The 13,448-nt window shown below is 56.7% G+C and carries 11 protein-coding genes; 5 read left to right on the forward strand and 6 right to left on the reverse strand.

Annotated features, from left to right (window positions below):
• Positions 1-62 precede the first annotated feature (62 nt).
• Positions 63-1,328: a DUF1479 domain-containing protein gene (locus HII27_RS04005; RefSeq protein ID WP_185666674.1), complete on the forward strand. Its 1,266-nt coding sequence runs from the start codon at positions 63-65 to the stop codon at positions 1,326-1,328.
• On the opposite strand, the gene HII27_RS04010 is transcribed toward HII27_RS04005, so the two are convergent.
• Complete coding sequence (locus tag HII27_RS04010; protein WP_185666675.1) at positions 1,295-2,398, reverse strand: LacI family DNA-binding transcriptional regulator; 1,104 nt, start codon at positions 2,396-2,398, stop codon at positions 1,295-1,297. The genes HII27_RS04005 and HII27_RS04010 overlap by 34 nt on opposite strands.
• Positions 2,399-2,698: 300 nt before the next feature.
• Here HII27_RS04010 and HII27_RS04015 point away from each other — a divergent pair, with 300 nt between their 5' ends.
• The gene (locus HII27_RS04015) at positions 2,699-4,000 is read left to right on the forward strand and encodes an MFS transporter (protein ID WP_185666676.1); all 1,302 of its coding nucleotides are present in this window, start codon (positions 2,699-2,701) and stop codon (positions 3,998-4,000) included.
• A gap of 14 nt (positions 4,001-4,014) precedes the next feature.
• Entirely contained in the window at positions 4,015-6,375 is a 2,361-nt protein-coding gene (locus tag HII27_RS04020; protein ID WP_185666677.1) for a glycoside hydrolase family 31 protein, read from the forward strand.
• A gap of 106 nt (positions 6,376-6,481) precedes the next feature.
• Here HII27_RS04020 and HII27_RS04025 read toward each other — a convergent pair whose 3' ends face one another.
• Positions 6,482-8,074, reverse strand: a complete 1,593-nt coding sequence (locus HII27_RS04025; protein ID WP_185666678.1) for an ABC-F family ATPase — start codon at positions 8,072-8,074, stop codon at positions 6,482-6,484.
• A gap of 218 nt (positions 8,075-8,292) precedes the next feature.
• Here HII27_RS04025 and ldtB point away from each other — a divergent pair, with 218 nt between their 5' ends.
• Complete coding sequence (ldtB, locus tag HII27_RS04030; protein ID WP_185666758.1) at positions 8,293-9,213, forward strand: L,D-transpeptidase; 921 nt, start codon at positions 8,293-8,295, stop codon at positions 9,211-9,213.
• Positions 9,214-9,258: 45 nt separating this feature from the next.
• Here ldtB and HII27_RS04035 read toward each other — a convergent pair whose 3' ends face one another.
• From HII27_RS04035 to mntR, 4 genes are all read right to left on the reverse strand, one after another.
• Entirely contained in the window at positions 9,259-9,975 is a 717-nt protein-coding gene (locus tag HII27_RS04035; protein ID WP_185666679.1) for a GntR family transcriptional regulator, read from the reverse strand.
• A gap of 15 nt (positions 9,976-9,990) precedes the next feature.
• Positions 9,991-11,367 (reverse strand): glycoside hydrolase family 1 protein, encoded by a 1,377-nt coding sequence (locus HII27_RS04040; RefSeq protein WP_185666680.1) that lies wholly within the window; start codon positions 11,365-11,367, stop codon positions 9,991-9,993.
• 166 nt (positions 11,368-11,533) lie between these two features.
• Positions 11,534-12,634, reverse strand: a complete 1,101-nt coding sequence (locus HII27_RS04045) for an anion transporter (protein ID WP_185666681.1) — start codon at positions 12,632-12,634, stop codon at positions 11,534-11,536.
• The gene (gene mntR, locus HII27_RS04050; protein WP_185666682.1) at positions 12,631-13,104 is read right to left on the reverse strand and encodes a manganese-binding transcriptional regulator MntR; all 474 of its coding nucleotides are present in this window, start codon (positions 13,102-13,104) and stop codon (positions 12,631-12,633) included. Before mntR ends, HII27_RS04045 begins: the two co-directional genes overlap by 4 nt.
• A 181-nt stretch (positions 13,105-13,285) precedes the next feature.
• Here mntR and mntS point away from each other — a divergent pair, with 181 nt between their 5' ends.
• The gene (mntS, locus tag HII27_RS04055) at positions 13,286-13,411 is read left to right on the forward strand and encodes a manganase accumulation protein MntS (protein WP_185666683.1); all 126 of its coding nucleotides are present in this window, start codon (positions 13,286-13,288) and stop codon (positions 13,409-13,411) included.
• The last annotated feature ends 37 nt before the right edge of the window (positions 13,412-13,448 follow it).

Genomic DNA, 13,448 nt, shown 5'->3' on the forward strand with positions numbered 1-13,448 from the left:
TTTTAACTTAAAGTATCACCTGTAATGCATTTTACTTTCGAATGAAAGGTTGCGAGGTTGATATGACAATGTCCTTTACCCACGAAACGCTGCCCGCCGACCCGAAAGCGGCGATTCGCCAGATGAAGCAGGCGCTGCGCGCCCAGATTGGCGATGTGCAGGCGGTGTTCGACCGCCTGAGCGCCACCATTGAAGCCCGCGTGGCGGAAATTAACGCACTGAAGGCTGAGGGTCAGCCGGTATGGCCGGAGATCCCGTATGCCGAACTCGCGGCCGGAAAGATAACGGAAGCCACCCGCGCTGAGGTGAAGCGTCGCGGCTGTGCGGTGATCAAAGGTCATTTCCCTCGCGAACAGGCATTAGCCTGGGATCGTTCGATGCTAGACTACCTCGACCTCAATCACTTTGACGATGTCTACAAAGGTCCCGGCGACACCTTCTTCGGGTCGCTTGATGCCTCACGCCCGGAGATTTACCCCATCTACTGGTCACAGGCGCAGATGCAGGCCCGCCAGAGCCCGGAAATGGCGCAAGCGCAGTCATTCCTGAACCGTTTGTGGCAGGTGGAAAGCGACGGTAAGCAGTGGTTTAACCCTGATATCAGCGTTATCTACCCGGATCGTATTCGCCGCCGCCCGCCGGGCACCACCTCTAAAGGTCTGGGCGCACATACCGACTCCGGCGCGCTGGAGCGCTGGCTGTTACCCGCCTACCAGCAGGTATTTGCCAACGTGTTTAACGGCAATATTGAACAGTACGATCCGTGGAACGCCGCGCACCGCACTGATGTGGAAGAGTACACCGTCGATAACACCACCAAATGCTCGGTATTCCGCACCTTCCAGGGCTGGACGGCGCTCTCCGATATGATTCCCGATCAGGGATTATTGCACGTCGTGCCGATTCCAGAAGCGATGGCCTACGTGCTGCTGCGTCCACTGCTGGATGATGTGCCGGACGACGAACTCTGCGGCGTCGCGCCGGGCAAAGTGCTGCCGATTTCCGAGAAGTGGCACCCGCTGTTAATCAGCGCACTGACTACCATTCCTGCCATTGAGGCCGGGGATTCAGTATGGTGGCACTGCGACGTGATTCACTCGGTAGCACCGGTCGAGAACCAGCAAGGCTGGGGCAACGTGATGTATATTCCGGCGGCACCGATGTGTGCGAAAAACCTCGCCTACGCCCATAAGGTGAAGGCTGCGCTGGAGCGCGGTGCCTCGCCTGGCGACTTCCCGCGCGAAGATTACGAAGCCGACTGGCAAGGGCGCTTCACCCTTGCCGACCTTAACATTCACGGCAAGCGAGCGCTCGGTATCAACGGCTGATTGTCGTACAGCCCTTCCCGCTCTACGGCGGTGTGCCCCTTTCCGGGGCGCACCCGCCTGACCGACTCCCGCACCGCCAGCCGCCCGTGCAACAGCAGTGAACCCACCGGTGCATCCGGGCGAATTAAGCGCTGTTGCAGCATCTGCACCGCCTCAACGCCCAGCTCATCACGCGGAACGTGAACCGCCGTTAGCGGCACATCTTCAATCGCCGCCAGGTTAAAGCCGTCGATGCTCATCACCGAAACATCCTGCGGCACGCGCAGCCCGCGCTGACGCAGCGCGTTGATAGTGCCCGCCGCCATAAAATCACCGCCGACCAGGAACGCCGTTGGCATCGGGCGGCTGTCCAGCGCGTCGAGCCACGCCCCCACCTTTTCCTCCGCCCCTTTGGCGCTAAAGCTGCCGATGTTGAGCAGGTCACGCTCATGCTGAAAAACAAGGTTATGCTGTCGCCACGACTCTTTAATGCCCGCCAGTCGCTGCTCCATAGTGTAGCGGCGCAGGCACATCACGTTCATCACCTCACGGTGGCCCATTTCAAACAGATAACGGGCGGCAAATGCGCCGATCATTCGGTGATCGGGCGCGATAGCGGGCAATCGCATACGATCGTCGCGGCAGTTGATCAGCACGCAGGGCTTGCCGAGATCGGCCGCCAGATCGTGAATATGCGGATCGTCGATACCCAACAGAATAGCCGCCTGCGTCTCTGGTTCATTCATGCGCGACAAAAACAGCGTCGGGTCACCGTCGTTCTCTTCCAGCGGGCAATAGCGCAGGCGCACCTCGTGCGGCGCCAGCGCCTTGCTGATGCTCTGAATCACGCGGTAATAGAAGATATCCGAACGCTCGTCAAACGCCCTTGGCGGCGCAAAAATTATCAGATTGTTCAGCAACATGCGGCCTGCTGCCATGCCGTCCATCACCCCCAACTCACGCGCACAGGCCAGCACTTTTTCCCTGGCGCGGTCGCTGGTGTTGGCTTTCCCTGCTAATACCCGCGAAACGGTGCTGGCGGAGAGCCCGGTTCGCGCGGCAATTTCCGCGATTCTTAGCTTCTTTTCCATTATGTGATCCGCCTCTAATTCAGAAATGAAAGAATTTTCATGACATAAAAACCGCACGCTGACGGGATTTGAATGCTTGTACGTAATCTATATCAGCCAGTTATGAAAAAACGTGCACAAAACCCGCTTTCCCCCGCTTTTATTGTCTCCTACTGTGAATTGGTAGAACAACTTCCATACAAGAACGGTGGAAGTGAACAAAAACAAAAACGATAACAATCAAAATCTTAATAAAAGTGGTGTGACAACTCCCCCACGCAGTTGGCGCACCGTCCCCTACATCATCCTGTGGAGAACCCTATGAGCCAGGGTATCAATAATGATATGGCCGTCAGCAAAACGCGCCGCGTAGTGAAAAACCTGCGCTGGTGGATGCTGGTCCTCTTTTTACTTGGTGTGACCGTCAACTACATCACCCGCAACTCGCTGGGTATTCTGGCCCCGGAGCTGAAAACCAGCCTTGGGATCACCACCGAACAGTATTCGTGGATTGTCGGGGCCTTCCAGATTGCCTACACCCTGTTCCAGCCGCTGTGCGGCTGGCTGATTGACGTAATTGGCCTCAAACTGGGCTTTATGATCTGCGCCAGTCTGTGGGCACTGGCCTGCCTGCTGCATGCGGGAGCCGGTAACTGGGTGCATCTGGCGCTGTTACGCTTCTTTATGGGCGGCGCGGAAGCGGCGGCAACCCCGGCAAACGCCAAGACGATTGGCGAGTGGTTCCCGAAATCCGAGCGCCCGGTGGCGGCAGGATGGGCGGGCGTAGGCTTTTCTATCGGCGCGATGCTGGCGCCACCGATTATCTACTTTGCCCATGCCTCCTTCGGCTGGCAGGGCGCATTTATGTTTACCGGCGTGCTGGCAGCGGCGTGGGTGGTGCTGTGGTGGGTGTTCTACCATAACCCGGACAAACACCCGAACCTGGGCAAGGCCGAACTGGACTATATCCGCCAGGATAACGAAGCGCCGCCGGTCAAGCTGCCGTTCCTCACCGCGTTGAAAACCGTCGGCAAAAACAAACGCTTCTACGGTATTGCCATTCCGGCGTTTATGGCGGAACCGGCCTGGGCCGTATTCAGCTTCTGGATGCCGCTCTACTTCGCCAAACAGTACAACATGGATCTCAAGCAGATCGCCCTGTTCGCCTGGCTGCCGTTCCTCGCCGCCGACCTCGGCAGCGTCGCCAGCGGTTACTTAACCCGCCTGTATGTCCGTCTGTTTGGCTGCTCGCGCGTCAACTCCACCGTCGCAAGCTCCGTCACCGGCGCCTTCTTAATGGTGTCACTCGCTGTGGTCGCACTCACTAAAGATCCCATCGTTGCCGTGGTGCTGATGTCGATTGGCGGCTTCGGCCACCAGATCATCTCCTGCATGCTGAGCGCGCTGGTGGTGGAGTCGTTCGATAAAGGACAGATGGCAACCGTGAACGGCATGCGTGGATCCGCCGCGTGGATCGCGAGCTTTATCTTTTCCCTGATTATCGGGGTGACTGCCGACAAAATCGGCTTCAACCCGCTGTTTATCGCCATGGGCTTCTTCGACCTGATTGGCGCCATCTTCCTGGTTTCTTTTATTGCTGAACGTCGCGCAAAACGCGCCTGAGAGTGGATGTAGATATGAAAACGCTGAAAAACTGGACCCTGCAAAAACAGTCAACCCATCACGTCGAGCTGCTGGTCGACGGCCAGCACACGCTGTGCCTGTACGTGCTGGAGGAGAATCTGTTCCGCGTGCTGTTAAAACGCAAAGGCGAGCTGGCGCTGGACCGCACCTGGAGTATCGCGCCAGCGCAGGATGTGCCGTGGGAAGGGTGTGACCGTGAGGATCTCAGCGGTTTTACCCTGCCGGCCTGGACGCTGAGCCAGCAGGACGACACCGTAACGGTGGCGACCGAATCCCTGCGTGCTACCGTCCACCAGCCGCTGTGGATCGAATGGCATTACCGTAACGCCGAGGGCGAGTGGCAGCCGTTGGTGAACGACCGTCCGACCAGTGCCTATCTGGTCAACGCCCACGGCGACGGCGTGGCGCACTATCAGAGCCGCCGCAAGGACGAGCGTTTTTATGGCCTCGGCGATAAAGCGGGCGACCTGCAGCGTACCGGCAAACGCTATGAGATGCGCAACCTCGATGCGATGGGCTATAACGCGGTCAGCACCGACCCGCTGTACAAGCACATTCCGTTTACCATCACCCGCCGCGATGACGTGAGCTTCGGGCTGTTTTACGACAACCTCAGCAGTTGCTGGCTGGATCTCGGCAACGAGATCGACAACTACCACACCGCCTACCGCCGTTGGCAGGCCGAGGCCGGGGATATCGACTACTACCTGTTCACCGGTGAACGCGTGCTCGACGTGACCAAAGCCTTCGTCCGCTTAACCGGTAAAACGCTGTTCGGGCCAAAATGGAGCCTCGGCTACAGCGGTTCCACTATGCACTATACCGACGCGCCGGACGCGCAGAATCAGCTGATGAACTTTATTCGTCTGTGCGACGAGCATGCGATTCCGTGCGACTCGTTCCAACTCTCTTCCGGCTACACCTCGATTAACGGCAAGCGCTACGTGTTCAACTGGAACTACGACAAGGTGCCGCAGCCGAAGGTGATGAGCCAGGCGTTCCACGACGCCGGGCTGCATCTGGCAGCTAACATTAAGCCGTGCCTGCTGCAGGATCACCCGCGCTACGGCGAGGTAGCGGAGCAGTCGCTGTTTATTCGCGACTCCGAAAGCGATGGCCCTGAACGTTCCAGCTTCTGGGATGACGAAGGCTCACACCTCGACTTCACCAACCCGCAGACCGTGGCCTGGTGGCAGAACGGCGTCACCAACCAGCTGCTGGAGATGGGCATCGACTCCACCTGGAACGATAACAACGAGTTTGAAGTCTGGGACGGCGAAGCGCGCTGCCACGGATTTGGCAAAGAGATTGCCATCAAGCATATTCGCCCGGTAATGCCGCTACTGATGATTCGAGCCTCAATGGAAGCCCAGCAGCGCTTTGCACCGAACAAGCGACCATACCTGATTTCCCGCTCCGGCTGCGCCGGGATGCAGCGCTACGTGCAGACCTGGAGCGGCGATAACCGCACCAACTGGGATACCCTGCGCTACAACACCCGCATGGGGCTGGGCATGAGCCTATCTGGCCTCTACAACCTCGGTCATGACGTCGGTGGTTTTTCCGGCGATAAACCAGACCCGGAACTGTTTGTGCGCTGGGTACAAAACGGCGTGATGCACCCACGCTTTACCATCCACTCCTGGAACGATGACCATACCGTCAACGAACCGTGGATGTACCCTGCCATCACACCAGCCATCCGCAGCGCCATTGAACTGCGCTACCGTCTGCTGCCCTACTTCTACACCCTGCTGTGGCAGGCGCACGCCGACGACGAACCGATGCTGCGCCCAACGTTCCTCGACCACGAGCACGATGAACAGACGTTTGCGGAGTGCGACGATTTTCTGCTCGGCCGCGATATTCTGGTCGCCAGCGTCGTCGACGCAGGCGAGCGCGAGCGCCGTGTCTGGCTGCCGGATAACGAGACCGGCTGGTACGATTTTTACACCAGCGAGTGGTTCAGCGGCGGGCAGTGGATAACGGTTGATGCACCGCTGGAGAAGCTGCCGCTGCTGGTGCGTGCCGGGGCCGGTATTCCCATGAGCGAACGCATTACCTTTGTGAATGCCGTCGAAGATACGCAGCGCGAGCTGAAGCTGTACCCGGTGAAAGGCGTGGGCAGTTCGTCCGGTCTGCTGTTTGAGGATGACGGCGAGTCGTGGGGATATCAGCAGGGCAACGCGCTGTGGCTGGAGTGGGAGATGGTTTGCACCGGCAGTACCATTGATCTGAAGGTCAATGCGCGCGGCGATTATCGTCCGGCGTGGAAGGCGTTGAAGGTAACGCTGCCGGAAGGGGAAAAACGTCGGCTGTTGATTAACGGAAAAGAAGGAAATGAATGGCAGTAATACCTGCGTCGGAGAGTCCCCGGCGTCGGCGTAAACGCCTCGGCCGGGCTACGTTTATTGTAGCCCGGCCGAGCATCGCGACGCCGGGATGGCGCCGACGAACAGATTACTCCACGCCTTTGCTGCGCAGGTAATCTTCGTAGTTGCCGCTGAAGTCCACCACGCGCTCAGGGGTAATTTCAATCACGCGGGTCGCCAGCGAGCTCACGAACTCACGGTCGTGGGAAACGAAGATCAGGGTGCCCTGATACATTTCCAGCGCCATGTTCAGTGATTCGATAGATTCCATATCCAGGTGGTTGGTTGGTTCATCCATCACCAGAATGTTTGGTTTCTGCATCATCAGCTTACCAAACAGCATACGGCCCTTCTCACCACCGGACAGTACTTTCGCCGGCTTCTTGATGTCGTCCTGGCTGAACAGCAGACGGCCAAGGAAGCCACGAACCACCTGCTCGTCGTCGCCTTCCTGTTTCCACTGGCTCATCCAGTCAAACACGGAGAGATCGTTATCGAAATCTTCGGCGTGATCCTGCGCGTAATAGCCAATGCTAGCGTTCTCGGACCATTTCACGGTACCGCTATCTGGCGCCAGTTCGCCAACCAGGGTTTTCAGCATGGTGGATTTACCGACGCCGTTGGCACCGATAATGGCGATCTTCTCGCCCACTTCCATCATCAGGTTGAAGTTTTTAAACAGCGGGCCGTTATCAAAACCTTTGGTCAGCGCTTCGACTTCCAGCGCGTTACGGAACAGTTTCTTCTCCTGTTCGAAACGGATGAACGGGTTCTGGCGGCTGGAAGCTTTCACTTCGTCGAGCTTGATTTTGTCAATCTGACGGGCACGAGAGGTCGCCTGACGAGATTTAGAGGCGTTGGCGCTAAAGCGGCTCACGAAGGACTGCAGGTCAGCAATCTGCGCTTTTTTCTTGGCGTTGTCGGCCAGCAGACGTTCACGCGCCTGGGTCGCTGCGGTCATGTATTCGTCGTAGTTACCGGCGTACACGCGCAGTTCACCGTAGTCGAGATCGGCCATGTGGGTGCAGACCATGTTCAGGAAGTGACGGTCGTGCGAAATGATGATCATGGTGCTGTCGCGTTCGTTCAGCGTCTGCTCCAGCCAGCGGATGGTGTCGATGTCCAGGTTGTTCGTCGGTTCATCGAGCAGCAGAATGTCTGGATTAGAGAACAGCGCCTGCGCCAGCAGCACACGAAGTTTCCAGCCCGGAGCCACTTCGCTCATCAGGCCGTAGTGCTGCTCCAGCGGAATGCCCACGCCCAGCAGCAGTTCGCCTGCACGAGATTCCGCAGAGTAACCGTCCATTTCGCCGTAAAGCACTTCGAGGTCGGCCACTTTGTAGCCGTCTTCTTCGCTCATTTCCGCCAGACCGTAGATGCGGTCGCGCTCTTGTTTCACTTCCCACAGCTCGCCATGACCCATGATCACGGTATCGAGTACGGAGTACTCTTCGAAGGCGAACTGATCCTGGCGCAGCTTACCGATGCGCTCGTTCGGATCGAGGGAAACGTTGCCCAGCGTCGGTTCTAAGTCGCCGCCGAGGATTTTCATAAAGGTAGATTTGCCGCTCCCGTTTGCGCCAATCAGGCCGTAACGGTTGCCGCCGCCAAATTTGACGGAGATATTTTCGAACAGCGGCTTACTGCCAAACTGCATGGTAACGTTGCTGGTAACTAACACGGGAGTATCCTGAAGAATGTGACAAACCGCCTATTCTGCCACAATTCCGAATAAAAAGCGCCCGCCTTCGCCAGTGACTAAACTGTAACTCAAGTGAAAAAAATGTGATTTCGTACACATCCGAATTCCCTGCGGGGAGGAATGCACATATAATGCGCTCCTACCAACAGTCTGAATTCTCAAACAACCGCTGTAATGGCACTGATACCTCGCACAACATGAACATGAAATTAACTACGCTTTTCGCTGCGGCGCTTGCTGTCGTAGGCTTCTGTAATTCGGCATCGGCGGTAACCTACCCGCTGCCAACCGATGGAAGCCGCATTGTCGGTCAGAATCAGGTAATCACCATTCCTGAAGACAATAAGCAACCGCTGGAATACTTCGCGGCCCAGTACCAGATGGGTCTGTCTAACATGCTGGAAGCTAACCCTGGCGTGGATACCTACCTGCCGAAAGGCGGTAGCGTGCTGAACATTCCTCAGCAGCTGATCCTGCCGGACACCGTGCATGAAGGTATCGTCATTAACAGTGCAGAAATGCGTCTGTACTACTATCCGAAGGGCACCAACACCGTGATCGTGCTGCCAATCGGTATCGGCCAGCTGGGCAAAGATACGCCTATCAGCTGGACCACCAAGGTAGAACGTAAGAAAGCGGGCCCAACCTGGACCCCAACGGCGAAAATGCACGCCGAATATGCCGCTGCCGGTAACCCGCTGCCAGCCGTCGTTCCTGCTGGCCCGGATAACCCGATGGGTCTGTACGCGCTGTATATCGGCCGCCTGTACGCTATCCACGGTACCAACGCTAACTTCGGTATCGGCCTGCGCGTGAGCCACGGCTGCGTACGTCTGCGTAACGAAGACATCAAATTCCTGTTCCAGAACGTGCCGGTCGGTACTCGCGTGCAGTTCATTGATGAGCCTGTGAAAGTGACCACCGAACCAGACGGCAGCCGCTTTATGGAAGTTCACAACCCACTGTCTACCACCGAAGCCCAGTTTGAAGGCGGCGAAACCGTTCCGGTTGTGCTGACTAAAGCCGTGCAGAGCGTGACCAGCCAGGCTGACGTTGACCAGAGCATCGTTGACCAGGCGGTTAAAAACCGTTCCGGTATGCCAGTTCGTCTGAACTAATTGCCTGACGAAATAAAAATGGCGGGTTAATCACCCGCCATTTTTTTATCCGTTATTCACTATCACGATACCGCCATGGTCGTAGCGATAGTGGCAGTGCGCGTACTCCAGCGGCGTGCCGTCATCCAGGTAAATAACCTGCTCCACCTCCAGCACTGGGTCGCCGGGCTCACAGCTTAGGTGCTGCTGATCGAGCGTGTCGGGTTTAATTGCCCGCACCACCCGATACGATCCCATCATCTTCAAGCCCAGGTTTTCCTGCACATAGCGAAACACCGAACTTTCAAGATGCGCTTTACTTAGCCCTGGCACCAGCGACACCGGCATCACGGTCATATCCAGCGACAGCGGTTCGCCGTTGAGCAGACGCAGACGGACAAAGTCATAGACCGGCGCATCGGCGTTAACCAGCAGCGAAGCCTGCTCTTTTTCCGTAGGAAAACGCAGTTCAAAGCGAATGACCTGGCTTTCCACGGTGCCAAGATGCTCCCAGGTTTCGGTGGCCCCGGAGTAGTCGGCGCCGGGAACGTCCCACTGTGAAAGCTGTAGGAAATTCTTACGCACAAACGTGCCCTGGCCCTGACGGGTATACACCAGCCCTTCGACGATCAGCTGGCGCATAGCCTGCTGAATGGTCATCCGGCTGGTACCGAACTCCGCCGCCAGTGCAAACTGGTCGGGCAATGGTTCAGAGGCGGAATACTGCCGACTGATAATTCGTTTTTTAATTTCCCGCGCTATCGCGATGTATTTCGCCGCCATGACCCACTCCTGTTATTACATCTCTTCGCCGTTGCTATGAATCGCCTTTTTCAGCCATTCATAGCTTTTCTTCGGCACACGCTTCAGGTCTTTTAAATCGTGGTTTTCACGGTTGACGTAGACCACGCCGTAACGTTTACGCATATCTCCCTGTGAGCTCAGAATATCAATCAGCCCCCAGCCAAGATAGCCAATGACCTGCGCGCCATCTTCAAACATCGCCGCTTTCATGGCGTTGATATGGTCACGATGATAGGCAATACGATAGTCATCTTCGATGATATGTTCGCCGTCCCAGGATTCGATCACCCCAATGCCGTTCTCAATCGGGAATACCGGCAGACGCCAGTCATTGTAATAGCGCGTAATAATACTGCGAAAACCGAGCGGGTCTATCTGCCAGTTCCACTCCGTCGCTTTCAGGTGCGGGTTCGGCGTGTCGCCAAACAGCATATAATTGTTCACCGCCGTGCCTTCCGGAACAGCGTCGCTGTTGAGGGTGCGGCTGGCGTAGTAGCTGAAGGCCATGTAATCGTTTTTCATGGTCGCCAGCACCGCCAGGTCTTCCTCGCGATAGATGTCATCAAAGCCGGACTGCTTAACGAAGTGCATCACTTCCGGGCTGTAGCCCTCGCCCGCAAAGGCACGCAGCAGGTTCTGGTTGAAGAACTCATCCAGTTGTTGGGCGCAGAACACATCGCGCGGCTTACAGGTGGCCGGATAAACCTGAGCGTGCGCCAGCATACCGCCCATCAGCTTGCCCGGTTTGGTCTCATGCAAGTAATTGGTGAGATGCGCGTGGGCCATCATCACGTGGTGCTGGATTTCATAAAGCTCGCGCAGGGTTTTGTCGCCGCGCATATAGCCGGAGATCAGGAACGTTTCCGGCATATGGTAGAGATTCTGCTCGTTAAAGGTCAGCCACCAGGTCACCTTGTCACCGAAGCAGTCGATCACTTTTTTGCCGTAGCGGATAAACGCGTCCATCACGCGACGGTCGGTAAAGCCGTTGTATTTTTCCGCCATCGCCAGCGGCATATCGAAGTGGTACAGGCAGATCATCGGCTCAATGCCGCGTTCAATCAGGGCATCGATAAAACGATCGTAAAAGGCAAGGCCCTCTTCGTTGAACTCGCCGTCGCCGGTTGGGCACACGCGGCTCCAGGCAATCTGGAAGCGGTAGCAGTTCATGCCCAGGTCTTTCATTAAATCGAAATCTTCTTCATAGCGATGATAAGAATCCGTCGCCACCTTCCAGTCAGAGGCGAACTCTTTCGGTTCGCGAATATCGTATACCGACATCCCCTTGCCGCCTTCATTCCAGGCGCCCTCGGTTTGCATGCTGGAAACAGAGTTGCCCCAAAGGAAGTTGGCGGGCAGTGATGGTTTCATGGTTCGGCTCCTATATGACTAGTCATTTAAATTTCATGACTAGTCATATAACGCAAAGATGAAAAAGCGCGCAACCCTGGAGATCGTTTTTTGTGAGTCGGAGAGGTTTTTTCCCGGCGGCGCTTCAAATGTAGCCCGGCCCGCCTGGGAAAGATCAGCGAAGGATCTACAGCAGCCCGTACCCTACCGCCGCCGCCCACAGCAGCATCGGAATAGAGTACAGGTGGAAGCGCCACCAGATGCGTCGGTCCGCCGCCATGCGCAGGGCAATCAGGTTCGCCAGCGAGCCGGGCAGCAACCCGAAGCCACCGACGTTTACCGCCCACGCCAGCAGCAGCGACGGCGGCACGTAGTTGAGCAGCAGGATGGTTGATGGGACGTTACTGATAACCTGCGACAGCCCAATCGCCGTAAGCCAGAGCGGCGCATCAGACAACCCGCTCACCCCGCTCAATACCTTATGCAGCGCGGGAAGTTGGGTCAGCAGGTGTACGTCGATAAACATCGCCATAAACACCAGCAGCAGCGTCCAGTCCACACCGAACACGACGCGTCGCGCCAGAATCAAAAATCCGACGGCCACAAACGCCAGGCCCCACAGCTCCTGCTTCATTTCGAGTGCGGTAAGAAAGACGAGGTAGAACGCCAGGCAGCTCCACACCAGCCGCGGTTGCCAGCTCGGTGTGATGTCACTGCTCTGAAACTGCAGCCTTTTCGCTGGGAAGCAAAACCAACATAGCGCCAGCAGCGTAGCCATCATCGCCAGCGCTAGCGGCAGCATTTGCAGGGTAAACGCCGGGAACGACAGGCCAGAGCGCCCCCACAACAGGATGTTCTGCGGATTACCGATAGGCGTTAACAGCGACCCGGCGTTAACCGCCAGCGCTTCGAAAATAATCAGCCGATTAATCGGCAACGCACACCATTTTTTCAGCGTTAAGGTCAGCGGCACCACGATAAACAGCGCCACGTCGTTGGTGAGAAACGTTGAGAGCAGCGCTGCCGCCAGCACCATAAACAGCGCCAATTGCCGCTCGGTGGCGAAGCGACGCGCCATTTTGCGTCCGAGGACATCAAAATAACCGCTCTGCTCTACCCCTTTGGTCAGCAGCATCAGGCCGCTCAGGGTAATGATGGTGTGCCAATCAATGGCCGCAGGCCAGCGTGATGGCGTGAAGGGAACGAAAAAGCTCAGCAGAACGCCGACGATAATCAGCAGATGCAGAAAACGGTCGCGGGCGAGCGACCGTATAAAAGGGAGGTTCATTCCACGTATTGCCCGTGTTTCTGGGTAAACTGGCGGAACATGTCCAGCGTCTCTTCGCTGACATGGTGTTCAATGCCTTCCGCGTCGCGGCGGGCGGTGTCGGCGCTGACGCCCAGCACCAGCAGGAAGTTCTCCACCACCTGATGACGCTCGCGGCTCTCCTGCGCCAGCTTCTCCCCTTCCGGCGTCAGGAATACACCACGCCATGGGATCTGTTCAATCAGCCCTACGCCAGCAAGACGTTTAAGCATTTTCGCCACCGTCGGCTGCGAGACGCCAAGACGGGCGGCCATATCCACCTGTCGCGCTTCCCCTACTTCGCGGATTAAATCAGAAATTAGCTCAACATAGTCATCAATCAGCTCCCGACGATGCGCTTCACGCACTTGACGGAACCCTTCGACGTGTTCTTCAACGTTAACCAGCTGCGTCGCTTTTTTTGTTGTTGGCGTACCTGCGCGGCGGCTCATAGCACTTCCTCATCTGTGTGACGCCTGAACGCGTCATATCAAGTGGGCCCATTGTAATGGATTGTGACCCGAGCACAAAAATTTAACGTTTTAGCCATAGCTATAAAATATAGCCTGTGCTATATCTGTATGTAATGCAAACGCCCATCACGGAATGACGGGCCAAATCGCAGGAGGAACCATGAACGAATTCAAGAGGTGTATTAGCGTGTTTAGTCATTCTCCTTTTAAAGTCCGGTTAATGTTGATCGGTATGCTGTGCGACCTGTTCAACAATAAACCGCAACAGGACACTCCGTCCCGCTAAGCGGCGAGCGCATCGCCGCTTCATCTTTCCGTCACAA

The organism is Kluyvera sichuanensis, from assembly GCF_014218705.1.
Classification (GTDB): domain Bacteria; phylum Pseudomonadota; class Gammaproteobacteria; order Enterobacterales; family Enterobacteriaceae; genus Kluyvera; species Kluyvera sichuanensis.